General features: G+C 68.1%; 24 protein-coding genes and 3 pseudogenes. 15 read left to right on the top strand and 12 right to left on the bottom strand.

Going from position 1 to position 25,226, the window contains the following annotated elements:
• Nucleotides 1-162: pseudogene (locus ABIC21_RS18995) on the top strand (bifunctional D-altronate/D-mannonate dehydratase); the annotation flags it as partial.
• A gap of 122 nt (nucleotides 163-284) precedes the next feature.
• Here the strand turns inward: ABIC21_RS18995 and ABIC21_RS18990 are convergent.
• From ABIC21_RS18990 to ABIC21_RS18975, 4 genes are all read right to left on the bottom strand, one after another.
• Complete coding sequence (locus ABIC21_RS18990; RefSeq protein WP_354351931.1) at nucleotides 285-494, bottom strand: hypothetical protein; 210 nt, start codon at nucleotides 492-494, stop codon at nucleotides 285-287.
• 202 nt (nucleotides 495-696) lie between these two features.
• Nucleotides 697-1,833: a cyclase family protein gene (locus ABIC21_RS18985; RefSeq protein ID WP_354351930.1), complete on the bottom strand. Its 1,137-nt coding sequence runs from the start codon at nucleotides 1,831-1,833 to the stop codon at nucleotides 697-699.
• On the bottom strand, nucleotides 1,830-3,458 hold the full coding sequence (locus ABIC21_RS18980; RefSeq protein ID WP_354351929.1) for a purine-cytosine permease family protein: 1,629 nt from the start codon (nucleotides 3,456-3,458) through the stop codon (nucleotides 1,830-1,832). The genes ABIC21_RS18985 and ABIC21_RS18980 overlap by 4 nt, the downstream gene beginning before the upstream one ends.
• Before the next feature lie 134 nt (nucleotides 3,459-3,592).
• Nucleotides 3,593-4,690, bottom strand: coding sequence for a DNA alkylation repair protein (locus ABIC21_RS18975; protein ID WP_354351928.1), 1,098 nt, complete (start codon nucleotides 4,688-4,690; stop codon nucleotides 3,593-3,595).
• A gap of 123 nt (nucleotides 4,691-4,813) precedes the next feature.
• Here ABIC21_RS18975 and ABIC21_RS18970 point away from each other — a divergent pair, with 123 nt between their 5' ends.
• Complete coding sequence (locus ABIC21_RS18970) at nucleotides 4,814-5,596, top strand: phosphatase PAP2 family protein (RefSeq protein WP_354351927.1); 783 nt, start codon at nucleotides 4,814-4,816, stop codon at nucleotides 5,594-5,596.
• Between the two features lie 53 nt (nucleotides 5,597-5,649).
• Nucleotides 5,650-5,964, top strand: a complete 315-nt coding sequence (locus ABIC21_RS18965) for an MmcQ/YjbR family DNA-binding protein (protein ID WP_354351926.1) — start codon at nucleotides 5,650-5,652, stop codon at nucleotides 5,962-5,964.
• A gap of 3 nt (nucleotides 5,965-5,967) precedes the next feature.
• Here the strand turns inward: ABIC21_RS18965 and ABIC21_RS18960 are convergent, their stop codons facing one another.
• Nucleotides 5,968-6,258, bottom strand: a complete 291-nt coding sequence (locus ABIC21_RS18960) for a MerR family transcriptional regulator (RefSeq protein ID WP_354351925.1) — start codon at nucleotides 6,256-6,258, stop codon at nucleotides 5,968-5,970.
• Nucleotides 6,259-6,424: 166 nt separating this feature from the next.
• Here ABIC21_RS18960 and ABIC21_RS18955 point away from each other — a divergent pair, with 166 nt between their 5' ends.
• The 4 genes from ABIC21_RS18955 (at nucleotide 6,425) to ABIC21_RS18940 (ending at nucleotide 9,543) form a co-directional block, all read left to right on the top strand.
• Nucleotides 6,425-6,850, top strand: coding sequence for an Hsp20/alpha crystallin family protein (locus ABIC21_RS18955; protein ID WP_354351932.1), 426 nt, complete (start codon nucleotides 6,425-6,427; stop codon nucleotides 6,848-6,850).
• 114 nt (nucleotides 6,851-6,964) lie between these two features.
• Nucleotides 6,965-7,333, top strand: coding sequence for a J domain-containing protein (locus ABIC21_RS18950; RefSeq protein WP_354351924.1), 369 nt, complete (start codon nucleotides 6,965-6,967; stop codon nucleotides 7,331-7,333).
• Nucleotides 7,334-7,429: 96 nt separating this feature from the next.
• Nucleotides 7,430-7,819: a hypothetical protein gene (locus ABIC21_RS18945; RefSeq protein ID WP_354351923.1), complete on the top strand. Its 390-nt coding sequence runs from the start codon at nucleotides 7,430-7,432 to the stop codon at nucleotides 7,817-7,819.
• 122 nt (nucleotides 7,820-7,941) lie between these two features.
• A complete protein-coding gene (locus ABIC21_RS18940; protein WP_354351922.1) occupies nucleotides 7,942-9,543 on the top strand; it encodes a GH1 family beta-glucosidase in 1,602 nt (533 codons plus the stop codon).
• 7 nt (nucleotides 9,544-9,550) lie between these two features.
• On the opposite strand, the gene ABIC21_RS18935 is transcribed toward ABIC21_RS18940, so the two are convergent.
• The 3 genes from ABIC21_RS18935 to ABIC21_RS18925 all read right to left on the bottom strand — a co-directional run bounded on the left by ABIC21_RS18935 (nucleotide 9,551) and on the right by ABIC21_RS18925 (nucleotide 13,159).
• Complete coding sequence (locus ABIC21_RS18935; protein WP_354351921.1) at nucleotides 9,551-11,221, bottom strand: HNH endonuclease signature motif containing protein; 1,671 nt, start codon at nucleotides 11,219-11,221, stop codon at nucleotides 9,551-9,553.
• Nucleotides 11,222-11,288: 67 nt separating this feature from the next.
• Nucleotides 11,289-12,359, bottom strand: a complete 1,071-nt coding sequence (locus tag ABIC21_RS18930) for an App1 family protein phosphatidate phosphatase (RefSeq protein WP_354351920.1) — start codon at nucleotides 12,357-12,359, stop codon at nucleotides 11,289-11,291.
• 59 nt (nucleotides 12,360-12,418) lie between these two features.
• Complete coding sequence (locus tag ABIC21_RS18925; RefSeq protein WP_354351919.1) at nucleotides 12,419-13,159, bottom strand: DUF72 domain-containing protein; 741 nt, start codon at nucleotides 13,157-13,159, stop codon at nucleotides 12,419-12,421.
• 47 nt (nucleotides 13,160-13,206) lie between these two features.
• On the opposite strand from ABIC21_RS18925, the pseudogene ABIC21_RS18920 reads away from it, so the two are divergent.
• The 5 genes and pseudogenes from ABIC21_RS18920 to ABIC21_RS18900 all read left to right on the top strand — a co-directional run bounded on the left by ABIC21_RS18920 (nucleotide 13,207) and on the right by ABIC21_RS18900 (nucleotide 17,412).
• A pseudogene (locus ABIC21_RS18920) lies at nucleotides 13,207-14,989 on the top strand (glycoside hydrolase family 15 protein).
• Between the two features lie 125 nt (nucleotides 14,990-15,114).
• The gene (locus ABIC21_RS18915) at nucleotides 15,115-15,423 is read left to right on the top strand and encodes a YegP family protein (RefSeq protein ID WP_354351918.1); all 309 of its coding nucleotides are present in this window, start codon (nucleotides 15,115-15,117) and stop codon (nucleotides 15,421-15,423) included.
• 40 nt (nucleotides 15,424-15,463) lie between these two features.
• Nucleotides 15,464-16,170 (top strand): annotated as a pseudogene (locus tag ABIC21_RS18910) (HAD family hydrolase).
• A gap of 71 nt (nucleotides 16,171-16,241) precedes the next feature.
• Nucleotides 16,242-16,550, top strand: coding sequence for a hypothetical protein (locus ABIC21_RS18905; RefSeq protein ID WP_354351917.1), 309 nt, complete (start codon nucleotides 16,242-16,244; stop codon nucleotides 16,548-16,550).
• A gap of 100 nt (nucleotides 16,551-16,650) precedes the next feature.
• Nucleotides 16,651-17,412 (top strand): SDR family oxidoreductase, encoded by a 762-nt coding sequence (locus ABIC21_RS18900; RefSeq protein ID WP_354351916.1) that lies wholly within the window; start codon nucleotides 16,651-16,653, stop codon nucleotides 17,410-17,412.
• Nucleotides 17,413-17,428: 16 nt separating this feature from the next.
• On the opposite strand, the gene ABIC21_RS18895 is transcribed toward ABIC21_RS18900, so the two are convergent.
• Genes ABIC21_RS18895 through ABIC21_RS18885 form a run of 3 tightly spaced genes read right to left on the bottom strand, consistent with a single transcriptional unit; the run spans nucleotide 17,429 to nucleotide 20,543 of the window.
• A complete protein-coding gene (locus ABIC21_RS18895) occupies nucleotides 17,429-17,836 on the bottom strand; it encodes a sterol carrier family protein (protein ID WP_354351915.1) in 408 nt (135 codons plus the stop codon).
• Between the two features lie 2 nt (nucleotides 17,837-17,838).
• The gene (locus ABIC21_RS18890) at nucleotides 17,839-18,855 is read right to left on the bottom strand and encodes an asparaginase (RefSeq protein ID WP_354351914.1); all 1,017 of its coding nucleotides are present in this window, start codon (nucleotides 18,853-18,855) and stop codon (nucleotides 17,839-17,841) included.
• A 35-nt stretch (nucleotides 18,856-18,890) separates the two neighbouring features.
• A complete protein-coding gene (locus ABIC21_RS18885) occupies nucleotides 18,891-20,543 on the bottom strand; it encodes a molybdopterin-dependent oxidoreductase (protein ID WP_354351913.1) in 1,653 nt (550 codons plus the stop codon).
• A 459-nt stretch (nucleotides 20,544-21,002) separates the two neighbouring features.
• Between ABIC21_RS18885 and purD the strand changes: the two genes are divergently transcribed.
• Together purD and ABIC21_RS18875 are read left to right on the top strand one after the other, a co-directional pair.
• Nucleotides 21,003-22,313 carry a phosphoribosylamine--glycine ligase gene (purD, locus tag ABIC21_RS18880; protein ID WP_354351912.1) on the top strand — a complete coding sequence of 437 codons (1,311 nt, stop codon included), beginning with the start codon at nucleotides 21,003-21,005 and terminating at the stop codon, nucleotides 22,311-22,313.
• A gap of 2 nt (nucleotides 22,314-22,315) precedes the next feature.
• The gene (locus tag ABIC21_RS18875) at nucleotides 22,316-23,293 is read left to right on the top strand and encodes a phosphoribosylaminoimidazolesuccinocarboxamide synthase (protein ID WP_354351911.1); all 978 of its coding nucleotides are present in this window, start codon (nucleotides 22,316-22,318) and stop codon (nucleotides 23,291-23,293) included.
• A 67-nt stretch (nucleotides 23,294-23,360) separates the two neighbouring features.
• On the opposite strand, the gene ABIC21_RS18870 is transcribed toward ABIC21_RS18875, so the two are convergent.
• Nucleotides 23,361-24,629 (bottom strand): helix-turn-helix domain-containing protein, encoded by a 1,269-nt coding sequence (locus tag ABIC21_RS18870; RefSeq protein ID WP_354351910.1) that lies wholly within the window; start codon nucleotides 24,627-24,629, stop codon nucleotides 23,361-23,363.
• A 144-nt stretch (nucleotides 24,630-24,773) separates the two neighbouring features.
• Here ABIC21_RS18870 and ABIC21_RS18865 point away from each other — a divergent pair, with 144 nt between their 5' ends.
• Complete coding sequence (locus ABIC21_RS18865) at nucleotides 24,774-25,019, top strand: hypothetical protein (protein ID WP_354351909.1); 246 nt, start codon at nucleotides 24,774-24,776, stop codon at nucleotides 25,017-25,019.
• Nucleotides 25,020-25,226 lie beyond the last annotated feature (207 nt).

The raw sequence follows: 25,226 nt of genomic DNA, 5'->3' as shown, positions 1-25,226 counted from the left end.
GTCTTCGAGCAGTCCATGACGTTCGTGGACGGCTACCTGCACCCGGGCGAGGCGCCCGGCATCGGCGTCGAATTCAACGAAGAAGCCGCCGCGGCGTACCCGTACCAGCAGGCCTACCTGCCCTACAACCGCCTCGTCGACGGAACGGTCCACGACTGGTGATTGTCACTGGCTGAACCGGCACCAAAAAGGTCCCGGGCGGGAGTCGATGCTCCGCCGCCCGGGACCTGGCTTGTTGTGCTGAAGGCAGGCGCCTTTGCCAGGCGCCCATGGCTCTGCCAGGATCAGTGAATGAGTTCCCGGGTCATGCCGAAGGGGACCTGGTCGGACAGCGCCGCCGTGTAGTGGCCGGCCTTGTGCCGGGTGAGCAGGATGCCCTGCGTCCCGGTTTCCATGGCGATCTGCTGGAGCCCGCGGACGGCGTCGTCGAGCCGTTCGTCAAGGACCTGCCGGCTGTCGACCTGGATCTCAATGCACTCGGTTGCTGTGGTCATCGCTCTGTTCCTTCTTGGGAGTTGTATCGTCGGCCCCAATGATTGAAGCGACAATAACGTCATATTTATCGGCCCGTCAAATCACCGCCCCTGACCTAAACGCGTCGGTTCGGACCAATAATTAGGTCGGCGCGCGCCGCGCGCCCTTGACCTGCAGTTCCATCCCTGCCAGCATCCCTGTCGTGAGCATGCTCACCTAAGGTCAGTCAGGGAAGAGGGAAAGGTGTTCGTGCACGCAGCGGACGCTACCGTCCGGAGTGCGGCTGAAGACGATTGTCTCGCGCTCGTCGCTCGTGTGGCGTCCTCCTGCGCGGTCAGTTTGGACCGTCGTGGCCAATCGGTGGGAAAACACCGCAGTGGTCCCGAGCAGCTGAATGTGCTGCTCGCGGCTGCTGCAGTCCAACACCCGCCAGCCTGACGCCAGCCAGCCATCCCATAGGGCACGGTACGCGGACCTGGATGCAGGGCTCTCTGCTTCCGGGTGAAAAATGAAGGTCGCATCCGGGCCGAAGGACGCGAAGTAGGACTCCGTGTCGCATGCCGCGAAGGCTGCCATAAGACGGTCCGCTGCGTCTTGGACCTCCTCAAGACTGAGGTCACGGCCGCTGGACCTGCCTAGTGGCGGCTGCTCTGGTGCCGCCGCCGGCCGCGCTACTGCACGGATCGGGGCACCGTCAGCGCCGGGGATGCTGAGCGGAAAAAGGAAGACCTCTACTGCGGTGCCTGAGTCCAGGGCGTCCTGGACCTGCTCAAGCCCCGTGAGGTTTTCCACAATGATGCAGCCGTTTCCGGCCAGGATGTCGTGGGCCGGGAAACTGTGGGCGGCCGCGGAGGCGGCCGAACCGTTGTGCGGGGTGGGATCGACGCTCAAGGCGTCGAGGCCCACGGCACGGTAGCCGAGGTCAACGACCAGCTGCGCCGCAGCGGCGTCGAGCCACGGATGCTCCAGGTATTCGTCCGTTCCCCACGCGTCGGCAAAGCCGGTCCGAAGCAGGAGGATCCGTTCCGGGTATTCGGGGCCGGAGGCCGAGGTGCCCGCCGGGGCAATCCCCGAGAGGTGGCCGGCAGTAATAGGGCGGCCGCCTTCTACACCGCGGACATCCGCCAGTTCGGCCGTGCCACTGAACACCCCAAGCGGCAGTTCGTTCAAGGACGCCCAGCCGTCACTGACATGCAGTGGTGCATCGGCGTGAGTTCCGGTGTGGGTTCCGATGGCGAGCGAAAGCACATTGGCGCCGTCACCGGCCACGGTCAAGGCCGCTTCGATCCTGACTTCCGGGTCGCCAGGGTAGACGGGCATACCGGTGCTGAGCGGAACGCTGAGATCCATCCAAGTCATGGGCTTGCCACCAGTTCCCCCTCGCGGTCCCCGTGACGCGGCGTGTCCCTGCCCTTGGCCGGGACAATGTTGCCCGCTGCGTCGAGAACCGGCGGCACCGCGGTGTTTTTCGCGGGGATCCAGCGGGGACCGGCGGCAGGGAACACTTCGCGCGGTTCCGGGAAGATCCACAGCATGCCCACGTAGAGGACGGCGGCCAGCACCAGGGATGCCGGCAGGCTGATGTCCACGCCCCCGGCCAGGTTTCCGAGCGGCCCCTGGAACTGGCCGGGAATGTTGACCATGCTCAGGCCGGTTGCAGCGCTGGCGAGCCAGGCGCCCATCCCGCGGAAATTCCAGCCGTGGTTGAACCAGTACCGTCCGCCCGTCTGGCGGCGGTTGAAGACCTGGAGGGCGTCGGCGTCGTACCAGCCGCGGCGGGTGATGAAGCCGATGATCATGACCACCATCCACGGGGCAGTGCAGGTGACGATCAGCGTGGCGAAGGTGGAGATGCTTTGCACCACGTTGAAGGCGAAGCGCCCGACGAAGATGAAGGCTATGGCAAGGATGCCGATGAACAGAGTGGCCTGCACGCGGTTGAAGCGAGGAAAGACACTGCTGAAGTCCAGGCCGGTGCCGTACAAAGACGTCGCCCCGGTGGACATGCCGCCGATGAGGGCGATGGCACAGAGCGGCACGAAATACCAGGAAGGGGAAACGGCCAACAGGCCGCCGACATAGTTGGGGGCCGCGGGATCCATGAACTCCGGCGCATTCGTGGCGATGATGGAGGCCGTCGCGAGACCGAAGACGAACGGAACCAGCGTGGCGAGCTGCGCCAGGAGCGCGGCACCCATCACCCGGCGCTTGGGTGTGCTGGTGGGGATGTAGCGTGCCCAGTCGCCCAGGAACGCGCCGAAGGAGATCGGGTTGGACATCACAATCAAGGCTGCCCCGATGAATGCAGGGATGAAGCCGGCGACGCCGACGCCGTCGAACCCGATCCCGAAGGCGCCCTCGAAGTTCACATTGAGGTCGCCGGCGAAAGCAGCGAAGCCGACCACGAAGAGCAGCGTCGCGGCAATGACGGCGATTTTGTTCACGAGCAGCATGAACTTAAAACCGTAAACGCAGACGGCGAGCACCAGGACGCCAAAAACTCCGTAGGCGACGGCGAACGAACCAATGTCCTGTGGAAGGCCAACCAGCCGGTTCAGGCCGCCGACCAGAGCGTCGCCGGAACTCCAGACGGAGATGGAGAAGAATGCGGTGGCTGTCAGTAGCGACAGGAACGATCCGACAACCCGGCCGTGCACCCCCAGGTGCGCGGACGAAGACACGGCGTTGTTGGTCCCGTTCGTGGGGCCAAAGACAGCCATAGGTGCCAGCAGGAGCGCACCGACCAGCAGGCCCGTGACCGTTGCGGCGAGGCCTTGCCAGAAGGAAAGCCCGAAAAGGATGGGAAACGCACCCAGAAAGGCCGTCGCGAAGGTGTTGGCGCCCCCGAACGAGACCCTGAACAGGTCGAAGGGGCTCGCATTCCGGTCCTTTTCCGGGATTTGCTCGATGCCATAGGTCTCCACTTCGGTGACCCTGCCTCGGTTCCGCTTTGCGGGGGCGACGGCGTGCTGTGCCTTGGACATGGTGTCTCCATCCAGCTCATCAGTGTGAGTTGCTTAATAAGCATCACAAGTTGATTGGAAGGCTACATTGTGAAGCGGCTCACAGCAACGACCGGATGGGCGGGCCGCGGATATTACGCCGCCGGGCGGCCGCCCTAAACGTGGACTGCGAATTCAGCCGCTGGATAGCGGACCCCGTTGACCTGCAGCTGCAGTGCGTGGTCGCCGGCGTGGTGGACGCGGGTGGTCATCTGGCGGAAGGCGTGACGCTTCGAAAACCTCCGGGACTCGCCCGGCCCGAGGACAGCCGTTCCGAGCTTGAAAACCTTCTCCGCGAGGGTGCCGTTCGCCTTGGCGTAGTGCACGACATAGTCGACGGCGAGCCGGGCCTCCGCCGACCCGGTATTGGACACCTCGAAATCGAATTCGAGCTCTCCGGGAAGCTCGACGACGGTGCGGTCCAGCCGCGGCGGCGTCACCGTGAGTGACGCCGGCGGGAACCCCAGCAGCTCCAGCGCGCCGGGGTGGGCCTTCTTGAGCAGGGTCCGCAGCCCGTGCCGGACCAACCTGGGCGTGTTCGCGTCAGGGGCGGCCAGCCATCTAGCCGCCGTGGCAACCACCTCGTCAGGGGCGTGGCGGGCAAGATCGTTGAGGTGGTTGGCCACCGAGCGCCGGACGTCTTCGACCGGGTCCCGGTACAAGGCATCGAGGATCGGCAGGGTCGCGGCGGGCCGGGCCGTGATCTGCGGGACACGGATCGCCCACGGCAGGTATGCCCGGGTTCCCTCGCTGGCGAGCCGGCGGACCTGCCAGTCCGGGTGCGAGGTCCAGCGCTGGATAACGGCCAGTGCGCGTTCCAGATCGGCCGCGAGGAGCCGCCGGATCGCGAATTCCGCGGTGAGCCGCGGCGTCAGCTCGGCGAGCAGCGCCAGGCAGTCCTCGAAGTCGCCGGTTTCCGTGTTGGTAAGGGCGAGGGTGGCCGCCGCCTCGGTCACGGGCCAGATCATCCAGCCGGTGAAGTCCGGATCATTCAGCGCCCGGCGGAATATGGCCGCAGTGCCGGCGTAGTTTCCGGGCAGGTCCGCCTGCAGGGCGCCGCTCAGGAGGTCAGTGCGTTCCCGCAGGCTGAGCTCTTCGAGGTGCCCGGCCGTAGCGGCGAGCCGGGGGAAGGTGCGGCCCGGTGCGGCCGCGGCGAGGATCCGCTCCAGCGAGCGGACCATGCCCGGGTTGATCAGTTCATTCATAACGCCCATTGCCTCAGGCTACCCGGGGCGAGCGCCATGGGGCTTATGTGCGGCAGCCGCCCCTGCGGCGCCGGAACCGGGATATTCTTCAAAGAGGATATGTCCACACACGGTGCAGAGGCGGAGACGGGAATGGCAGAGGAAACTACCGGGAAGTCGCCCGGCCGGTGGCGGGTTTTCCACGACAAGTTCGTGGTGGAGGAGCGCTACATGAGCGAGCGGGACCGGAAGAACCTGTACCGGATCGCCGTCGGCCTCATGATTCTTGGCACCGTGCTGTTCTTCACGATTCTCGCCGGGGTCCTCCAGCAGGGCGGCCTGACGGCAGGCGATGAACCGGTCCGTTCCTGGCTCCTGACCCTCCGTTCCGAACCGCTCACGACGGCTATGATCATCCTCGCGATCGTTTTCGGCCCTGTTGCCCTGCCGATCATCATCCTCGTGGTGACGGTGGCCTGGGGTCTGCTGGCCAAGCACGCCTGGCGGCCGATGCTCCTGGCCGGTGCCATGCTCACCGGTGTAATTCTTGCCCAGATCATCGGTCGGACCATCGGGCGCCAGCGCCCGCCCGTGGACCTCATGCTCTTCGGCGCGGACTTCACCTTCTCCTTCCCCTCGGGCCACGTGCTGGGCGCCTGCGACTTCCTGCTGGTCAGCGCGTTCCTGATCTTCTCCCGCCGGCACAACCGCATGGCTGCCGTCGCAGGCTTCCTGCTGGCCGGCGTCGGGATTTTCTTCGCTGCGGTGAGCCGGCTCTACCTGGGCTACCACTGGCTGACCGACGCGATGGCCTCGCTGTCCATTTCGTTCGTGATCCTTGGCGGCGTCATCGCCCTCGACACCTGGCGGACCGCCCGCATCCGCGGCGAGCAGATCACCGGAACGCTCTCCAAAGCCGACACCAGCCAGACGTAACTTCCTGGCTGCATCCACTTGTCCCGCCCCGGCGCCGGTGCCACAGTGGGGCCATGGCCACCGAAGATGATGTCCGTCAGGCAGCCCTGGCCCTGCCGGGAGTGGTCGAACGGCCCAGCTGGGGCCAACCCGCCTGGTTCGCGGCCACGCTGATGGCCCGGATCTGGGAGGAAGGCGTGCTCACTGTCAAGACCGGGGAACGCGAAGCCCTTGCCGGAACGGACCCGGAGACTTTCTTCTGGACGCCGCACCACGAGCGTTCACCGAAACTCGTGCTGGTGCGGCTGGACCGGATCGGTACCGAGGAACTGGCTGAACTCCTCGAGGAATCCCACCGCCTCGCCGGGGGCCGGAAGCCCCCGGCGTAATTCCTAGCTCCGGCGCGGGCGGAGGCGGTTCAGCTCGTCCTGCAGCCTGGCGTTGACCGCCTCCAGCTCCAGCACCTTGGCCACCCCGGCCAGGTTCAGCCCCTCCTCCAGCAGTTCGCTGATCCGCCGCAGCACCGCCAAATCCGCGTTGCTGTACTGCCGCGTACCTCCGGCGGTGCGGTCCGGCGTCAGCAGGCCCTTCCGCTCGTAAAGCCTGATGTTCTGCTGCCCGGTCCCGACCAGTTGGGCCACCACGGAGATCGCGTAGACGCCCAGCTCCTGACGTTCCGCCACGGTACTCCTTTGCACTCTCCCGACGCCGGTTTCGGCGTGCCCACACTTTTTCCTCTTGCATCAGTGTCGCACCGGTGTTATAAAAAATCTATATCCACCACCACAGATAATCAGGCTTGCTGGATACATGAAAAGGACAAACTCTCTCATGAAGGAGTGGGAAATGATGTTGATGCGTACGGACCCGTTCCGTGAACTGGACCGGCTGACCCAGCAGGTCTTTGGAACGGCGGCACGGCCCGCTGCCATGCCGATGGACGCATGGCAGGAAGACGGCGAGTTTGTCGTCGCCTTCGATCTTCCCGGCGTCAACGTTGACTCGGTGGACCTCGACATTGAGCGCAACGTCCTGACCGTCCGGGCTGAACGGCGCGATCCGACCCAGCCCAACGTTGAGTTGATTGCCTCGGAGCGGCCGCGCGGCGTCTTCAGCCGCCAGCTCATCCTGGGCGACACCCTCGATACCGAGAAGGTCAGGGCACAATACGCCGACGGCGTCCTGACGCTCCGCATTCCGGTGCTGGAACAGGCAAAGCCGCGGAAGATTGATATCACACACACGCAGGACAAGATGCAGGAGATCGGGAAGTAGCTGCGGCGGCGGACGCACGCCGTCCGCTCGTCGATGAGCGCGGGGACCAGAGGGCGCCGGCCGCTGCCGGCGTCGTCTGGTCCCCGCCCGGTCCGTCCGGAGGGCGGTGAATCGATGAATCGCGACCCCCGTGGCTACTACGCCGCCTTGCATGTGACGCCGGACGCGACGGCGGCCGAGATCCAGCACGCCTTCCGGGCGCTGATGCGCCTCCGCCATCCCGACGTCGAAGCGGCCGCCGGTGCCGAACACGGCCCCGGGACCGGTCCCGGGAACGACGACGGGGACGAGGCGCGGCGCATCCTGGAGTCCTTTTCCGTCCTGCGGGACCCCAGAACCAGGGCTGAGTATGACCCGGCCGCAGCGTCGGCCGGACCAAGCCGCGCCACTCCCGGAGGCCGGGAGATTCCAGTACGGCACCACCGGCAGGAGCGCCCGGTCCTGCGGGTTACCCCGGTGCGGTGGGAGCGGGGCCCGCTGTGACCCGGCCGCCGGCACCCAGCCAAGAACCGCAAGTGGCCGGGCTTCGGCGCCCAGCCACGAACGAGCCCAGCCACGCACAAGAGAAGGAGGGCGGCCATGAGCGCATGGCGCCGCTACGATTCGCACCTGATGCCGGTCTTCCACGAGCGTTTCGAGACCCGCTGGGGCGAGGGCACAGCCCCGTTCCTTGACCCGGAAGCCCACGAAGCGCCGCTGCCGCGGGCCCAGTGGATCAACATCGACACGGGCGCCGCGCTCGCGGTGGTCCCGATCTGGACCGCCGATGACAGCCAGCACCGCTCGTTCGGCGTCTTTTACCTGCCGCCGGTCGGCGACATCTGGGTGCTGCGGCCGGGGTACACGAGCTATCTGGAACCCTCCGCGGATGAGACCGAACAGCTCCAGGCACTGCGGAACGACGCGTTCAAAAAGGCCGTGGCGCACGCCAAGGAATTCCTGTTCGGGCCCGAGACCGCGTCGTACTGAGGTGGCGCGGGTGTTCTTCGGGGCCCGAGGCCAGACCGGCACGCGGCCGCCGGTCGTGGCGCGGGGATGCGCTGCGACCTAAAATCAGTCAACTGCCTGAAACTACATAGGGGATTCCACTGATGAAAGCATCCGCCAAGGACTTGGCCGCCCTGCTGCCGCCGCGCTTCACCCTGGGCGTGGCGACGGCGGCCTTCCAGATCGAAGGGGCCCTGGATGAGGACGGGCGCGGCCCCTCGGGCTGGGATGTCTTCGCCACCAAGCCCGGATCGATCGTGGACGACCACAGTCCCGCCGTCGCGTGCGACCACTACCACCGGATGCCCGAAGACGTGGCCCTGATGAAGGAACTCGGGGTGGACTCCTACCGGTTCTCCTTGTCCTGGTCACGCATCCAGCCCGGCGGCAGCGGGCCGGTGAATCCCGCTGGCCTCGACTTCTATGACCGGTTGATCGACCTGCTGCTGGCCAACGGGATCGCCCCGATGGCCACGCTCTACCACTGGGACACCCCGCTGGAGCTGGATGAGGCCGGCGGGTGGATGAACCGGGACACTGCCTACCGGCTGGGGGAGTTCGCCGCGATCGCCGCGGCCGCATACGGCGACCGGGTGACCCGCTGGGTGACGGTCAACGAACCCGCCACGGTCAGCACCAACGGCTACATGCTGGGGATGCACGCGCCGGGCGAAGCGCTCATGCTGAAGGCCCTGCCCAGCGTCCACCACCAGCTGCTGGGGCACGGGTTGTCGCTCCAGGCTCTCCGGGCCGCTAATGTGCCGGGCGAAATTGGGATCACGAATGTCTATTCACCGATGGTGCCCGCCTCGATCAGCCCGCTGGACAAGCTCAGCGCCGGACTCATGGACATGGCGCAGAACAGGCTCTACGCGGACCCCGTCCTGCTCGGCAAGTACCCCGACGCCATCCGGGCAGCCACCTTCTTTTCCTCCTTCAGCCCGTCCAGTGAGGACATGAAGCTGATCTCCCAGCCGCTGGACTTCTACGGGCTCAATTACTACATGCCAACCCGTGTGGCGTCCGGCCCCGGCGAGGGCGCCGTGCCCAAGGGGATGGCCGAGGCCATGGGCGATGACCTGAGCGGCACCGCGCCCGGTGCTCCGTTCCACATTGCGTCCTTCCCGGACACGGAGATCACCGCGTACGGCTGGCCCATCAAGCCGGAGTACATGAGCGTCGCGCTCGCGGAAATGGCTGAGCGCTACCCGGACCTGCCGCCGGTCTACATCACCGAGGGCGGGGCGAGCTTCGAAGACCTCGAGATCCGGGACCCGGACGGCGGACTGATCATTCCGGACGAACGCCGCGTGCGCTACCTGGCGGACCATATCGCCACCGCCATCGAAGCGACGTCACCCGGCGGCGCGGCCGAGGCGGTCGATCTGCGCGGGTACTACGTGTGGTCACTGATGGACAACTTCGAATGGTCGGGCGGCTACAAGCAGCAATTCGGGCTGCTGCACGTGGACCGCGAGACCCAGGAGCGCACTAAGAAGGCTTCGTTTTACTGGCTCCAGGAAGTCCTCGCGGCCCGGCATCTGCAGACCGTCCCGGAGGCTCCCGCCGCCGCTGTCGACCCCGAGCCGGAGACTCCCGTCGACGTCGTCGACGCCGAGCCGGAGCATGATGCCGGTGCCGTGCCGGTAGCGTCCGGCGGCGCCCCAGTTGCGTCCGACACCGCAAACCCCCAGCCGGCGGGCTAGCAGCCGATCACGCGGATAGGAGCGTGAGTCCTTCCGGGACAGGGTCCTCGAGGGGCGCCGGCCAGGGCGGATCCTCCATGTCTGCGGCAGGGGCTTCGTGCCCGACCGTGAATATGTGCCAGTCCGCGAAGGGGTCCGGGGGAAGTTCCAGGTTGGGATCCCGGTCGGGGTCCGGCGGCAGGTCCAGTTCGGTATCCCAGCCTGGATAAGCGGGCAGGCCTGAATCCATCAGTGTGTCCGGGAGCGTCTCGGCGGCCAGGATGCCGGGTGGCCAGTGGGGTGGCTCCCAGTCCTGTTGTTCGCTGGGGTAGTACCGTCCTGACGGTGAGGTCCAGCCGGGCGGGTTGTCTTTGCTGGCCCCGCTCGGTGTCCAGGCTGAGGCGTGTTTGAGGCGGTGGTGCTTGGGCCATGGCTGCCCGAGGTTGGAGATGCCCGTGGTGCCTCCGTCGGCCCAGGCCAGGAGGTGGTCGGCGTCGTTGTCCAGGGACGGGTTGTTGCAGCCGGGAAACGGGCACCGGCCGTCGCGGAGCCGGAGCCATTGGCGCATGGTCTTCGTGAGGCGGTAGCTGGTCCGGCCGATTTCCAGCGGCGCCCCGTCCCGGGGATCGACCAGGACCCGGTAGAACGAGCCGGCGCCGTCGGCGACCAGGCGGCGGGCCATCGACGGCGGGATCGGCCCGTATCCGTCGAGCATCGCCGGTTCCTCCGTGGCACCCAACAGCGAGAGCACCGGAACGGTGATGAGGACCTGTGCCCGCGGGACCGGCACATCCCCGGCAAGACCGTTGCCGTCGGTACCGGCGTCGGTACCGGTGTTCAGGAGCAAGGTGGCGGCGATGTCGGCGCGGAGCTGGGTCAGGGTGCGTGCCTCGTCCGGGCCCTGCAGGGCCCGGGCGGCAGTAGTGGTCCGGTCCCAGATCCCCGCGGCGGTATCGGCCGGCAGGTACGCGGAGAACCAGGCCATCCCGTCAGAGTCCGGGCGGAACTCGACCCGCCGGTCCTTCGCGCTTCTGGCGTGGCGTTTCTCGATGCTGTCCGGGTGGTGGCGTTCGCGCCACGTGCGGGCTTTGCCGCGGAACCGGTACGGGACGAGTTCCCCGGCCGGGCAACCCCGGGCGGGGTTGGGGGCGTCGGGGTCCAGGAAGTGCGCCTCCAGCGCGGCCGCCCCGGCCGGGTCCAGGTTCGCGGTTTCATCCACCATGACCCGGGCGTGGGCCCAGGAGATCGTCCCGGCACTCAGCGCCTTTAGGGTCAGCGGCAGCGACGTTGTCAGGGCCTCGGACTCGGCCAGGAGGGTACCGGCGGTGTGCTCGCTGATGGTCAGGGCACAGGCGATCTCGGAGACCATGATCTCCTCGACGGAGTGATCCTGCGCGGACGCCGTCGGGGGCGCCTGGGCACGGGTGGCCTGGACGTAGTCCGCGGTCAGGAGCACCTTCAGCGCCGCGAACTGGGCCTCGACCCGGGCCGCCCCGCCGAGCCCGTCCAGGCTGGCATCCGCCAGATCCCGCAACGGATCAGCCAGGAACAGACCAGACTCGGCGTCCCGGAACGGATCGACGCCCGGCGGAGCAGATTCGGCGTCCCCGGAGCCGGTCAAGGCAGTCAGAGCGGCAACGGACGCGGCGACCGCCGCCAGGGCCTCCCTGCTCTCCACACTCCAGGCTGTGCTGTCCATACCCTCATCAAATCATCGGGCACCGACAAAAAGACGACCGGCCGGGTGGCAGTGTGTCCGGCGGCTGTTAGAGAATTTCCAGCTCCTGCAAGGTTTTGGCCATGCCCGCACCGTCCGGGGAGTAGATCCACGGAACAGTCGAGCCCGTGTGGTCACCGGTCTCCGTGTGGCCGCCGGCCAGGACGGCTTCGCTGGCGGAGAGCTGCCGGATGCCGATGGCGGCCACCCGGTCGCCGTGCTGCTGCGCGAAGTGGGAGTAGATCGCCTCGTCGTGCTGGCCGTTGTCCCCGAAGAGCAACCAGCGCATGTTGGGGAACTCCTCGGCCAGCAGTTCCAGGTTGCGGCGCTTGTGCTCCTGGCCGCTGCGGAACCAGCGGTCATGCGTGAGGCCCCAGTCGGTGAGCAGCAAGGCGCCGGAGGGGTACATATTCCGGGTGATGAAACGCGCCAGTGTCGGGGCGGCGTTCCACGGCCCGGTGGACAGGTAGATCACCGGGGCCTCCGGGTACTCGACCTTGATCCGGTCCATCAGCACGGCCATCCCGGGGGTCGCCATCCGCGCGCGTTCGTTGAGCACGAAGGTATTCCAGAGCGCAAGGAACGGCCGGGGGAGCGCGGTGACCATGATGGTGTCATCGATGTCGGACACGATCCCGAGCTTGGTGTCCGGTGAAATGACGAAGATCTTCGCCGAGGCGGGCTCGGTCCCCTCGGCGCGCAGCACCGCAGTGTGCCAGCCCGGGGTGAGGTTCACCTGCACGACCGTGTCCACCAGTCCGCCGCGGTCCGCATGCACCCGGGCGGTCACCCCGCCGATCTCGATCTCCACCTCGGAGTACTGGATCGGGACGGAGGTAAACGCCCGCCAGCCGCGGATGTTCTGGTTGCCGTTCTGCGCTGCTCGTTCCGACCGGCTTCCGGGGAGGGACCTGCTGGTCAGTACAACGCGGCCGAGGACCCGGACCCACGTGGTGGAGCCGTAGCCTTGGTAGGCAACAGTCGTCGGGACAAAGTCCCAGCGACGGGCCGCTTTCAGACGGGCACCGTTTACGGTGTCTGAGACCCAGTGCGCCAGGCGGAATGCCCGGTTGCCGGTGACTGGTTGCTGTCGGGGAGAGTCCTGTGACGCCAATTCCATGCCTCCACTCTCCCACAAGGGTCCGTCCCGGCACGGACCGTGTCCGGAAACGCCACGGTTCAATCGCCGCCCAGCAAATCCAGCAGCACCATGGCGTTACGCACGGCGTTCCCGCCGCCGTCGTTGTTGAAATACACAAAGACCTCCTTGCCGGCCGCCTGCCATTCGCGGATCCGGTCCGCCCACCAGCGCAGCTCGTCGTCCGAGTAGGAGCCGCCATAGAGGTGCTCCCGGTCGGGGCCATGAAGCCGGACGTAGACGAACTCTGCGGTGGCCCGGAGGACGCACGGTAGTCCCGCGCCGCTCATGACGCAATACGCGGCGCCGTGCCGTTCCAGCAGCGCGTAGACCTCAGGCACGTCCCAGCTCGGGTGGCGGAACTCCACGCTGACCCGGATCCAGTCGGGCAGCGCCGAGAGGAAGTACTCCAGCCGCGCGTCGTCCCGGGCGAAATCCGGCGGCAACTGGACCAGCAGCACGGCCCTTTTCTCCCCGAGTTCGTGCCAGCAGTGGGCGATCCGCTCGATCCAGACCTCCGGGGCGTAGAGCTTTTTGCCGTGGGTCAATCCGCGGGGGGCCTTGACGGACAGCAGGAAACCGGGCGGAAGCCGCCGGCGCCAGCCGGCGAAGGAAGTGTCCCGGGGCCACCGGTAGAAGCTGGCGTTGAGCTCCACCGTGGTGAAGCGGGCCGCGTAGTGCGCCAGCCGCTCCCGCGCCGGCAGTCCCGGCGGGTAGAGCACGTTCGCCCAGTGGTCATAGCTCCAGCCGCTGGTGCCGATGTGCACTGTCCGATTCAGCATCTATGGATCCTAGTCCCAGGGGAAACCCGTGTGGCACTGTAAGTCCCATGGCTCGCATTGAGGACTACGCACTGGTCGGCGATCTGCACACTGCGGCCCTGATCAGCACCGAAGGGTCGATCGACTGGCTCTGCCTGCCGCGCTTCGACTCGCCGGCCTGCTTCAACGCACTGCTGGACACTCCCCGGGCCGGGCGCTGGCTGCTGGCACCGGAGGGTGGCGGTGAATGCGCCCGAAGGCACTACCGCAAGGGCACTCTCATCCTGGAAACCGAATGGGAGACGCCCTCCGGAAGGGTCAAGGTCATCGACTTCATGCCGCCCCGCGACGCGGTGGCGGACATTGTGCGGATCGTCGTGGGCATCAGCGGCACGGTCAGGATGCGCGGCGAACTGGTCCTGCGTTTCGACTACGGCCACATTGTCCCGTGGGTCCGCCATGACGACCACGGGATCCACGCCGTCGCCGGTCCCGACGCCGCGTACCTCGTGACCGGGGCCCCGCTCCGGGGCGAGCGCCTGCGCACCATCAGCGACTTCACCGTCAGGGCGGGGGACCGGGTGCCGTTCGTGCTGACCTGGACACCGAGCCATCTGGACCGTCCCCGCGCCGTGGACCCGGAGCGGGTCCTGGCATCGACGGAGGAATTCTGGCGGAACTGGTCTGCCAAGTGCACGGTCACCGGGCCCTACCGCTCGGCCGTGCAGCGTTCGCTGATCACCTTGAAAGCACTCACATTCGCCCCCACCGGAGGGATTGTGGCGGCAGTGACGACCTCCCTGCCGGAGGAACTCGGCGGCGAACGGAACTGGGATTACCGATTCTGCTGGCTCCGTGACGCCACCCTGACGCTCCAGGCGCTGCTGGCGGCCGGGTACACGGAGGAGGCCGCCTCCTGGCGCGACTGGCTGCTGCGGGCCGTGGCGGGTGATCCCAAGGACCTGCAGATCATGTACGGCATCCACGGCGAACGCCGCCTTCCCGAAGTGGAACTCCCCTGGCTGCGGGGGTATGAGGGCTCCGCCCCGGTCCGGACCGGCAACGGCGCGGCCGGGCAGCTTCAGCTCGACGTCTGGGGCGAGGTGCTGGACTGCCTGTCCCTGACCCGGAATTCGCTGCTCACCAGCACCGATGAATCCTGGGACGTGCAGCTCGCGCTGATGGACCACCTGGGCCCGGCCCGACAACGGGCTCTGGGAGATGCGCGGGCCGCGGAGGCACTTCACCCACTCCAAGGTGATGGCGTGGGTGGCGGCCGACCGTATGGTCAAGGGCGTCCGGGACTTCGGACTGGCCGGCCCCGCGGACCGCTGGGAGGAGCTCCGGGACACGATCCGCGCCGATGTCATGGCCAAAGGGTTCGATGCCGACAGAAACACCTTCGTTCAGTCCTACGGGCGGCCGGAGCTCGACGCGAGCCTGCTCCTCATCCCGCGCGTCGGTTTCCTGGCCCCGGACGATCCGCGCGTCATCGGAACGATTGATGCCGTGCAACGGGAACTGACCCATGACGGCTTCCTTCGCCGCTACAAGCCGGAAGAATGCGACGACGGGCTGCCCGGCGGGGAGGGGGTGTTCCTCGCCTGTTCGTTCTGGCTGGTCGAGGCGCTCCTGGGCGCGGGCCGGCACCACGAGGCGCGGGAATTGTTCGAGCGGCTGCTGGCGCTGCGCAACGATGTCGGGCTCCTCAGCGAGGAGTGGAGCGTCGAGGCCGGACGGCAGCTGGGAAATATGCCGCAGGCGTTCAGCCATTTCGCCCTCGTGATGAGCGCCCTGGAACTGCACGAGGACGGTGTGCGCCGCAGCGACTCGCCGGCCCCGGGGCGCTGATCGCAACACCGCACCGGCCCGAAGCCCGCTCCCGGATACCCGCGGGCCGGGGTTTTCGTCAAGACCTTAGATAAGTATACTTACTAACACCCCGGCGTGGGGTGGAGGATTATAAGGAGAGTGCGATGGCTGGATATTTCGAGCTCGTGGACGCGCCCGACGGCGGCTACCGGATTCGCATGCTGGACGGGGCGGGCGGCCTGATGGCTGTTTCGGTCACGTTTCCCACGAAGCGGGCAGCTGTGGCAGGTATCGCCCAGGCCCGCGAAATCGCCGGCACAGGGCTCATCCGGGACCGCAGTGCCGGCGGGCAGGCCGCGCCGGTGGGGCCACTCTCCAGGGTCTCGAGGAGGACCGCCGGCGGTGCCGGACGCGGAACCTCCGTGTCCGGCGGATCGCTGGCCGCCGGCAAACGGGCCCGCGCTCACCACTGATTCGAATGCTGAACCCCCTGGCCGCCGTCCCGCAGACCGCATGACTGCCGCCCCGCCCCGTGACCGGCGCCGCGCCGCCGTGCTGTTCGACGTCGACGGCACCCTGGTCGACTCCGCCTACCTGCACACGCTGGCCTGGTGGCAGGCATTCCGGCAGGCCGGCTACGACGTGCCGATGGCGAGCATCCACCGCTCGGTCGGCATGGGCGGGGACAGGATCCTCGCCAGGCTGCTGCCGGACGGCCGGGAACCGAGGACGGCGCCATGATGGCCTCGCACGCCGCCGTGTTCGCCACCTTCTGGCCCGCACTTCGCCCGCTGGATGGCGCCCGCGAGCTGCTTGCGCGGTGCCACGAGGGCGGGCTCGCCGTGGCGCTCGCCTCCTCCGCGCGGCAGCGCGACCTCGAGGTGCTGCGGGCGGCGATCGGCGCCGACGCCTTTATTGACGCGGCCACGAGCTCGGCCGACGCGAAGGAGAGCAAGCCTGCGCCGGACATCCTCGTCGCCGCCCTCAGCGCCGTGGGTGTGCAGGCGGCCGATGCCGTCTACGTGGGCGACGCCGTGTGGGACATCTACGCCGCCGGGAAGCTCGACATCCCGGCCATCGGACTGACGTGCGGCGGCACCGGCGAGGCGGAACTCCGGGACGCCGGCGCCGTCGAAATCTATACCGGCCCCCGGGACCTGCTGGAAAACCTCGGCGACAGCGCGATCGGGCGGCTCGCCGCCCGTGCCCGCCCGGTCTAGCGGATTCGCCAGCGGGCCGCGGGCCGTGGAGTTCCGCACCCGCCGGCCTGACCAGCGGTTACAGTGTGTCCATGAATCCATCCGGGGATAAGGAATCCGGGCCGTCCCGGCAGCGGCGGCTGCCCGGGCTCGCGGTGCCGCTTCTGGCCGTGGCCCTGCTGGCGGCGGGGGCGGTCTTCCTGTCGCGGCCGGTGCGGCAGGCGGAATTCGGCTGGTTCGCCTATGCCCCGCTGTCCCAGCAGGCGTTTGCCGCCCCGGGCCTGGTGGTGATGGATGCGGAGAAATGGGCGGGTGTTGTGCTGGCCGGTCTCGGACTGTTGACGCTCGCGTTCTGGTCCGGCTTCCGCACGGGCCGGCACGCCCGCCGGCACCCGGGCTGACGGGGGACGGGGGACGGCCGGCCCAGCGCGAGGTGACACGTCGCCGCAATGTTGGCGAGGAACACTGCCGCGAAATGCGAACTGGGCATACGCTAGCCGGATGACACGACATCACCTGCCCGGCCGGGTCGCCGTAGTTACCGGAGCAGGCTCGGGGATCGGCCGGGCGGTCGCCCGGCTCATGCTCGCCGACGGGTACCGGGTGGTGCTGGCCGGCCGGCGTCAAGAGCAGTTGCTGGAGACCGGGGCAGGACATGCCCAGGCGCTCGCCGTCGCCTGCGATGTCACCGTGCCCGACGACGTCGAACGGCTCTTCGCCGCCGCCCTGAAGCAGTGGGGGCGGGTGGACGTGCTGTTCAACAACGCCGGAGTGTTCGGCCCGGCGGCCTCGGTGGACGAGATCAGCCTCGCGGACTGGGATGCCACCCTAGCGGTGAACCTGACCGGCTCCATGCTGTGCGCCGCTGCCGCCGTCCGGGCCATGAAGGCGCAGTCACCCCAGGGCGGCCGGATCATCAACAACGGCTCGATCGCCGCGCATTCGCCCCGGCCCCGGACGGTCGCCTACACCGTCACCAAACACGCCATGACCGGGCTGACCAAGAGCATCGAACTCGACGGCCGCGGCTTCGGCATCAGCTGCGGGCAGATCGACATCGGCAACACGGCCACCGAGCTGATGGACACGATCGGCGTCGGCTCCGGGGCCGTCCAGGCCGACGGCAGCAGCCGCGTGGAGCCGACCTTTCCGGTGGACGACGCCGCGCGAGCAGTGCTGCTGATGGCGGGGATGCCGCCGTCCGCCAGCGTCGGATCCCTCGTGATCACCGCCGCCGGGATGCCGTTCATCGGACGCGGATAGCCAGGGAGCAGCCCGCTTAGAGCGGCAGCAGGCCGGACAGGTCGGCGCGCAGCCCGGAGGCGGCCACCCGGCCGGCGCCGACGGCGTCCGCCCAGCTCAACTGCCCGCTGACCATCGCCAGCCAGGTGGCGGCGTCGCACTCAATGACGTTCGGGGGAGTGCCGCGGGTATGCCGCGGGCCCTCCACGCACTGTGTGACGCCGAACGGCGGGACCCGCACCTCCACTGAGTTCCCGGGCGCGCGGGCGGTGACCTCCTCCAGGGAGTAGCGCACCGCCGTCGCCAGCGTGCTGCGGGGGACGGGGGTGCCGGCATCCGCGCCGGCGGCATCCGTGGCGCCCGAGGCCAGGCCGTTGGCTGTCTGCCAGGCGGCGAGGGCTGCGCGCCCCTCGTCGATTGCTATCCGGCGTCGGGCCACGGCCATGGCTAGACGAGCAGTGCCGAGACGGCGTTGCCCAGGCGGATTTTGCCGACCGGCCGGCCGCCGCCGAGTACGGGGGTGACCACCTTGTCCAGGACACTGGCCACTTCCGGAACGTCGACGGCGCCGGCTGCGGCCAGCAGGGTCAGGCCAACGAGCGTGGTGGCGCGGATGTTGCCGTCGAGGACTTTGATGGCGACGGAGGCGCCCGTGGGGGTGGCCATCACCAGCACACCTTCGGCGCCGATTTTGGCGAGGATGCCGAGGTCGTCCATGACGATGGTATTGCACTCGCCCTTGCCCTGCACGGCCCACGGGTAATCCAGCATCGACGTCGCGATCGTGGCGGCGCGGGCGTTGGAGTTCTTGTCCCCGGGGGCCTTGGCCAGCTTGGAGAAGGCCCGGGCCAGACCGGTCAGGGAGACGGCGGCGACGGGCGCGCCGCAGCCGTCGATGCCGAGGTGGGCGATGCTTTCGCCGCAGTATTCCTCGATGACGGAGCGGATGCGCTGTTGCAGCGGGTGGTTGGGTTCGAGGTAGCTGTGGGTGTCCCAGCCGTTTTCGGTGCAGGCCCAGAGGAATGCGGCGTGCTTTCCGGAGCAGTTGAAGGCGAGCTTGGACTTGCCCCGCTCGGCGCGGACCAGCCAGTTCCGGGCGGTCTCGTCCTCGGGCCAGGCCGCAGGGCACTGGAGCTGCTCTTCCTTGACGCCGGCGGCCTTGAGCATGCCCTCGACGACGTCCATGTGGTCCAGTGAGCCGACATGGCTGCCGCAGGCGATCGCTGCCTGCGCGCCGCGCAGCGGCACGCCCGACTGCATGGACGCGAGGGCCTGCAGCGGCTTGAGCGTGGACCTGGCGTAGATCGGGGTGGTGATGTCGCCCAGTTCGGTGACGACGGTGCCGTCCCCGGCGATGAGGACGGCGGAGCCGATGTGCCGGGACTCCACAAAGCCGCTGCGTTCAACGACGGCCAGTTCGACGGCGGACTCGACGGTGAAGGTGGCATGCGAATTCAGGGGCATACAGCAAGTCTATGGTCCCCGGCGGTGATAGCCCGTTATTCCACGGTCACCATCAGCGACTGCCAGCCGGAGGCGCCGTCGGGCACGGGATCCGCGCGCTGGTCCGTCTGGACCTCGCCGGTTCCGTCGGTGGCGCGGGCCTTGATGTAGTGCGGGCCCGGGGTGGCTTCCCAGTCGAAGGACCACTGCCGCCACGTCACGACGGAAGCCTCTGTTGAGAGCACGGCCTCGGTCCAGGGCCCGTTGTCGATCTGCACCTCAACCTTGGTGATGCCGCGCGTCTGCGCCCAGGCGGTGCCGCCGATCGCGACCCGCCCGGCCGGAACCTTGGCGAAGGACTTGGGGACTTCGACGCGGGCCATAGTCTTGATGGGGCCGCGCTCGGACCAGCCGCGCTGCGTCCAGTACGCCTTGCTGTCCGCGAAGCGGGTGACTTCCAGGTCCACGACCCATTTGGTGGCGGAGACGAAGCCGTACAGGCCGGGGACGACCATACGCACCGGATACCCGTGTTCCAGCGGAAGCGCTTCATCATTCATGCCGAACGCCAGCATGGCGTCGCGGTCGTCCTGGAGGACCTCGAGCGGCGTCGAGGCGCTGAAGCCGTCGATGGAGGTGGAGAGCACCATGTCCGCGCCAGTCTGGGGCCCGGCCATCTCGAGCACGTCGCGGATGGGCATGCCCAGCCATTTGGCATTGCCGGCCAGGTTCCCGCCGACCGGGTTGGACACACAGGTCAGGGAGACATGGGATTCGATCAGGTTCGCGTCGAGGAGGTCCTGGAACGTGAGCCGGATTTCCCGGTCCACGAGGCCGTGGACCCGCAGCTCCCAGTCCTGGGCGTTGATTTCGGGCACGCTCAGGGCGGTGTCAATGCGGTAGAAGTCGCTGTTGGGCGTCAGCCACGGCGTCACCCCGGGGGCCTTGGACTGCACTCCGGCGGGGACCGCGGGGGCCGGTTTCGCGGCCACCGGGAGCTGCAGCGATTCCCTGGCCTGGGCGACGTTGCTGCGGGCCGCGCTGAGCAGGCGCCCGCCGGTCGCGGCGACGGCCGAAGCTGCGGCGGTGACTCCGGTCGCGGCGAAGAAGGCACGGCGGCTCGTGGCGGGACGGTCCGGATCCTTGGCTGCCACGTCCGCGTCCGTGTCCGGCCATTGCCGCATCCGCCACAGTTTTGTGACCAGGAAGCGGAGCGCAATGAGTCCCGCGACGGTGCCGATCACCGTCGGTACCGCATCCAGAGGCTTCACCCCGGAGCGCGTCACGACGGCCGCCACGATCACCGCGCCCATCAGCAGCACGCCGGCGACGCCGAGTGCCCATTTGCGGTACGCCACGACGCCCAGCACGCAGGCGAGCAGCAGGATGGTCACCGCCATGCCAACGAACAGTGCGACCTTGTCATTGGTGCCGAAAGTGGCGATCGCGAAATCCTTCAGCCACGACGGCGTGAAGTCGATGAAGGTCGAGCCCAGTGCGATCACCGGCGTCGCCCGTGCAGTGAAGAACGCCCCGACCAGTTCCGCCACGGACAGGACGACGGCGGCTGCAGCGACCCCGGCGAGCGCGGCCAGGACGGTCGGGCCGGTCAGCCGCTTCGAGGCTGTGTGCTGGCCGGGCCGCTTCGGGGCGGGCTTCTCTATCCTGAGTTCTTCGGCGCGGGGCGTCTGCGTGCTGGGCTTGTCCATACTGGGTCTTCGTAGCAGCACGGGCCGCGGATTGCCCACCGGGCCGCGCTGACCCCGGGGGGACATGCCCTCCGCTGGGGCGCAGGGATGGGCATGGTGGCATTATGTCCAGCGGGCGGGGCCAGGACTGGGCATGTCCCGTGGGGCTGAGGGCCGGCACCGGTGACCCCGGGGGGACATGCCCTCCGCTGGGGCGCAGGGATGGGCATGGTGGCATTATGTCCAGCGGCACTGGTCAGAACTGGGCATGTCCCGTGGGGCTGCGGGCCGGCACCGGTGACCCCGGGGGGGACATGCCCTCCGCTGGGGCGCAGGGATGGGCATGGTGGCATTATGTCCAGCGGGCGGGGCCAGGACTGGGCATGTCCCGTGGGCGGTAACAGGTCAGCAGGGCTGGGCATGTCCGGCGGTGGTCACAGCTTAGGAGCCTGCCCGGTCCACAAAGTACCCTTGGGAACTGTGAAGGTACTTGTCATCGGCCCCGGCGGCCGCGAACACGCCATTGTCCGATCCTTGCTTGCCGACCCGAACGTGTCCGAGGTCCATGCGGCCCCGGGCAACGCCGGCATCAGCAAACTGGTCCCCACACACGCCGTCGACGCGAACGATCCTGTCGCCGTCGCCGCCCTGGCCACCAAGCTCACGGTTGACCTCGTGGTGGTCGGCCCCGAGGCGCCGCTTGCCGCCGGGGTGGCCGACGCCGTCCGCGCGGCCGGCATCCCCGTGTTCGGCCCCAGCAAGGCCGCAGCCCAGCTCGAAGCCTCCAAGGCCTTCGCCAAGGAGGTCATGGCCGAGGCCGGTGTCCCCACGGCCATGGCCCGGGTGGCCGGCAACGCCGAGGAAGCCGCCGACGCGCTCGACACGTTCGGCGCTCCCTACGTGGTCAAGGACGACGGGCTCGCCGCCGGGAAGGGCGTGGTGGTCACCCGCAACCGGGACGAGGCCCTGGCGCACGCGCAGAGCTGCTTCGACGCCGGCGGCACGGTGGTGATCGAGGAATTCCTCGACGGCCCCGAGGTCTCCGTCTTCGTCCTCTGCGACGGCCGCAACACCGTCGCGCTGTCCCCGGCCCAGGACTTCAAGCGGATCTTCGACAACGACGAAGGCCCCAACACCGGCGGCATGGGCGCCTACACCCCGCTGGAATGGGCCCCGGAAGGCCTCGTCCAGGAAGTTCTTGACCGGGTCGCCCAGCCCACGGTCAACCAGATGGCGCACCGCGGCACCCCGTTCGTCGGCGTCCTGTTCGTCGGCCTGGCACTGACCTCCCGTGGCACCCGCGTGATCGAATTCAACGTCCGTTTCGGCGACCCGGAAACCCAGGCCGTCCTCGCCCGCCTCAAGACCCCCCTCGGCGGGCTGCTGATGGCGGCCGCCAAGGGCGAACTGGACAAGGTCCAGCCGCTGCGCTGGTCGAAGGAGACCGCCGTCGCCGTCGTCGTCGCCGCCGAAAACTACCCGGACACGCCGCGCACCGGTGACCGCATCCGGGGGCTCAAGAAGGCCGAGTCCGTCGAGGGTGTCCACGTGATCCACGCCGGCACCCGGCTCGACGACGAAGGCAAGGTGGTGTCCGCCGGGGGACGGGTCCTCGCCGTGGTGGCGCTCGGCACGGACCTCGTGGAGGCCCGGGAACGGGCGTATGACGGCGTCGAACTGGTCCACTTGGAGGGCAGCCAGTTCCGCACCGACATCGGAGGCAAAGCGGCCCGGGGCGAGATCAAGGTGCACACGCCCGGCGCCCCCGCCGACCCGAAAGCGAAGGCCTGAGCATGACCACCCCCGAATCCTCCGTGCCCGAGGCCACTGACCCCGCCCCGTCCGCGCCCAAGGGCGGCCTGGACACCGCGACGCTGGACCTGCCCGGCTGGAGGCACATTTACTCCGGCAAGGTCCGTGACCTTTATGTTCCGGCGGACGAGTCCATCACGGAGCGCATCGGCCAGGAGTGCGTCCTCGTCGTGGCCAGCGACCGGATCAGCGCCTACGACCACGTCCTCGCCAGCGAGATCCCGGACAAGGGCCGCATCCTGACGCAGCTGAGCCTGTGGTGGTTCGAGCAGCTTGGCGTGGAGCACCACGTGCTCGCGTACACAGTCGAGGCCGGCGTGCCCGCCGCGGTGGAGGGCCGGGCGATGATCTGCAAGAAGCTGGACATGTTCCCCGTCGAATGCATCGCCCGCGGCTACCTCACCGGCTCGGGGCTCCTGGAGTACCGGCAGTCCCGCACCGTGTGCGGCCTCCCGCTGCCGGAGGGCCTGGTGGACGGGTCCCGGCTGGACGAGGCCATCTTCACCCCCTCCGCGAAGGCCGAGGTGGGCGAGCACGACGAGAACATCACCTACGACGCCGTCGTGGAAACCGTGGGCGAGGACGTCGCCTCCCGGCTGCGCGAGCTCACGCTGGAGATCTACACGAAGGCCGAGGAGATCGCCCGCGGCCGCGGCATCATCCTCGCCGACACCAAGGTGGAATTCGGCGTCGACGCCGCCACCGGTGTCATCACCCTCGGCGACGAGGTGCTCACCCCGGACTCCTCACGGTTCTGGGACGCCGCCACCTACGAGCCGGGCAGGGCCCAGCCTTCCTACGACAAGCAGTACGTCCGCGACTGGCTGACCTCGGCCGAATCCGGCTGGGACAAGTCCTCGGACGAGGCACCTCCTGCGCTGCCGTCCGACGTCGTCGCCCGCACCCGCAGCCGCTACGTCGAGGCCTACGAAAAGCTCACAGGCCGGACGTTCGCGTAGCCGCCGCGCGGAACAGGACTCCGCGCGGGCCGGGCCGCCGCGGGCCAGGGGCCCGGCGGGCGTCCGCCTAGGTTCCGGTGGACGCGGCGGCCTGCGCGCGGCGCTGCGCGAGCCGGATTTCCAGCACGGCGTCCATCGCCTGCTGGACCCGGTCCGAGGCGCCGGCTGCGCTGAATTCCTTCTGGGCTTCCTCAAGATAGACGAGGGCCTCGTCGGATTCCCCCGCAGCCTTGAGCGCCTTGCCGAGCAGCAGGGCGACCTCTCCGGCGACATGCTTGGCGAGTGCATCCTTTTCGGCGTGGATCTCGCGCAGCTTCTGCACCGCCGCCACAATGTCCCCGGTCAGGTAGAGCCAGCGGGCCCGGATGAACGCCACCTCGAGCTGGTCCGTCTTGTTGCCGCCGACGATCGAAAGTGCCAGCTCGGCGCGTTCGATCGACGTCAGCGTTTCGGGCTCCACGATCCCGGAGGACAGCCGTACGGCGGCGGAGGCCTTGTTGAACCGGGCCCAGAGGTCGATGTCGTTGGCGGGGGAGAGCAGCTGGGCGGCCCGCTCGTGGTACTTGATGCCCTCCGTGTAGTCATGCCGCATGAAGGCCACGTTGCCGATCACCCAGGCGACCTCGCCGGCGAGCTGGGTCATGGAGTGGTCATCCATCTGCTCGTTCATGTCCTGGCAGTACTCCCAGGCCTCATCCAGCCGGCCGCTTTCGGCCAGCGCGCCGATGAGGGCGCGCAGTGCGCCAATAATCAGGGTGGATCCCTTGGGCAGCTCGGCGCAGAGCCGCACGGCCTCCTGCGCGTGTTCGACGGCGACTGCCAGCTGGCCCTGTCCGTGGCACACTGCGGCGAGCATCTGGCGTGCGCGGACCCCCAGGCCGGCCGATTCGGCGGCCATCGGATGGTCCAGGAGCCGCTGCACGAGGTCCTGGCATTCCTTCAGCTGGCCCTGCTTCATCAGGCACTCGGCCTGCATGTAGCTCATGTTCCACCAGGCGCTGGTGTTCTTGGCCTCGAGGGCAATCTGGGCGGCGGCCGCGGCGTGCATCGCCGCCAGCGGGTAATCCCGGAGGTCCCAGGCCTGGCGGGCATAGAGGCCGGCGAGAACATATTCGGCATCGCTGACCGACACCGGCTGGCTCCACGCTTCCAGCGCCTTGGGGGCGAGCTCGAGCCGGCGGGCCAGCTCCTCGATCACATCCGCGGTCGGTTCGCGGCGCCCGGTCTCCAGCAGGGAGATGTAGCTGGGCGAGTACAGATCGCGGCCCAGTTCCGCTTGCGTCAGGCCGCGTTCGAGCCTTTCCGCTCGGAGTTTCTCCCCGAATCCGTTCCCCACGGGTACCTCCTAATTCCGGACAGTCTTTGTACTAAATGCTTGACAGTCTCTGTGCAAGCCATTTTACAATGTATGTCAACAAGGGCTCGTGCTGGCTTTGTAATGTGTCCGACTCGCGTTTCCGACCCGTATTGAGGAACCCACATGATCAAGAAGATTGCAGCTTCCGTCGCCCTGGCGGGGGCGCTGGCTCTCTCCGCAGCGGCTCCCGCAGTCCTGTCAGTCAGCGCCATCGGCAACTGGCCTGACCCCATGGGCAACACCACCCTGGCGATCGGCAACTGGCCCGATCCCATGAGCTCCAGCCAGGGCAGCCTCTCGGCGATCGGCAACTGGCCGGACCCGATGACCTTCTCCACCAACATCGGCAACTGGCCTGACCCCATGTAGGCAGCAGCCCTTTTCATAGCTCCGGGACTGGTGTGCAACTCCTGTCCCGGAGCTATTTTTGTCCTCAAACCTCATCGACTGCTCCACAACGGCCCCTCTGGTGCGTCAAAACGGCTGTGGAGTCTCATGACTTAATGGACACTTCTGTCTCAAGTCATCGTGGACAGTGTGTCTCAGGACATCGTGGACACTCGATGGCGTTTTGCT

Source organism: Pseudarthrobacter sp. PvP090 (genome assembly GCF_040547365.1).
Classification (GTDB): Bacteria; Actinomycetota; Actinomycetes; order Actinomycetales; family Micrococcaceae; genus Arthrobacter.
The sequence above is the reverse complement of the archived record's forward strand: the minus strand, read 5'-3'. Positions and strand labels throughout refer to the sequence as shown.

Bases quoted from the DNA above. Each gene is read 5' to 3' on its own strand.
- ABIC21_RS18885 (WP_354351913.1), bottom strand. From the start codon at position 20,543: ATGGACAAGCCCAGCACGCAGACGCCCCGCGCCGAAGAACTCAGGATA.
- ABIC21_RS18905 (WP_354351917.1), top strand. From the start codon at position 16,242: ATGAATCCATCCGGGGATAAGGAATCCGGGCCGTCCCGGCAGCGGCGG.
- ABIC21_RS18945 (WP_354351923.1), top strand. From the start codon at position 7,430: ATGAGCGCATGGCGCCGCTACGATTCGCACCTGATGCCGGTCTTCCAC.
- ABIC21_RS18965 (WP_354351926.1), top strand. From the start codon at position 5,650: ATGGCCACCGAAGATGATGTCCGTCAGGCAGCCCTGGCCCTGCCGGGA.
- ABIC21_RS18955 (WP_354351932.1), top strand. From the start codon at position 6,425: ATGTTGATGCGTACGGACCCGTTCCGTGAACTGGACCGGCTGACCCAG.
- ABIC21_RS18985 (WP_354351930.1), bottom strand. From the start codon at position 1,833: ATGACTTGGATGGATCTCAGCGTTCCGCTCAGCACCGGTATGCCCGTC.
- ABIC21_RS18900 (WP_354351916.1), top strand. From the start codon at position 16,651: ATGACACGACATCACCTGCCCGGCCGGGTCGCCGTAGTTACCGGAGCA.
- ABIC21_RS18950 (WP_354351924.1), top strand. From the start codon at position 6,965: ATGAATCGCGACCCCCGTGGCTACTACGCCGCCTTGCATGTGACGCCG.
- ABIC21_RS18925 (WP_354351919.1), bottom strand. From the start codon at position 13,159: ATGCTGAATCGGACAGTGCACATCGGCACCAGCGGCTGGAGCTATGAC.
- ABIC21_RS18865 (WP_354351909.1), top strand. From the start codon at position 24,774: ATGATCAAGAAGATTGCAGCTTCCGTCGCCCTGGCGGGGGCGCTGGCT.
- ABIC21_RS18895 (WP_354351915.1), bottom strand. From the start codon at position 17,836: ATGGCCGTGGCCCGACGCCGGATAGCAATCGACGAGGGGCGCGCAGCC.
- ABIC21_RS18875 (WP_354351911.1), top strand. From the start codon at position 22,316: ATGACCACCCCCGAATCCTCCGTGCCCGAGGCCACTGACCCCGCCCCG.
- ABIC21_RS18990 (WP_354351931.1), bottom strand. From the start codon at position 494: ATGACCACAGCAACCGAGTGCATTGAGATCCAGGTCGACAGCCGGCAG.
- ABIC21_RS18980 (WP_354351929.1), bottom strand. From the start codon at position 3,458: ATGTCCAAGGCACAGCACGCCGTCGCCCCCGCAAAGCGGAACCGAGGC.
- ABIC21_RS18970 (WP_354351927.1), top strand. From the start codon at position 4,814: ATGGCAGAGGAAACTACCGGGAAGTCGCCCGGCCGGTGGCGGGTTTTC.
- ABIC21_RS18915 (WP_354351918.1), top strand. From the start codon at position 15,115: ATGGCTGGATATTTCGAGCTCGTGGACGCGCCCGACGGCGGCTACCGG.
- ABIC21_RS18930 (WP_354351920.1), bottom strand. From the start codon at position 12,359: ATGGAATTGGCGTCACAGGACTCTCCCCGACAGCAACCAGTCACCGGC.
- ABIC21_RS18975 (WP_354351928.1), bottom strand. From the start codon at position 4,690: ATGGGCGTTATGAATGAACTGATCAACCCGGGCATGGTCCGCTCGCTG.
- ABIC21_RS18890 (WP_354351914.1), bottom strand. From the start codon at position 18,855: ATGCCCCTGAATTCGCATGCCACCTTCACCGTCGAGTCCGCCGTCGAA.
- ABIC21_RS18935 (WP_354351921.1), bottom strand. From the start codon at position 11,221: ATGGACAGCACAGCCTGGAGTGTGGAGAGCAGGGAGGCCCTGGCGGCG.
- ABIC21_RS18940 (WP_354351922.1), top strand. From the start codon at position 7,942: ATGAAAGCATCCGCCAAGGACTTGGCCGCCCTGCTGCCGCCGCGCTTC.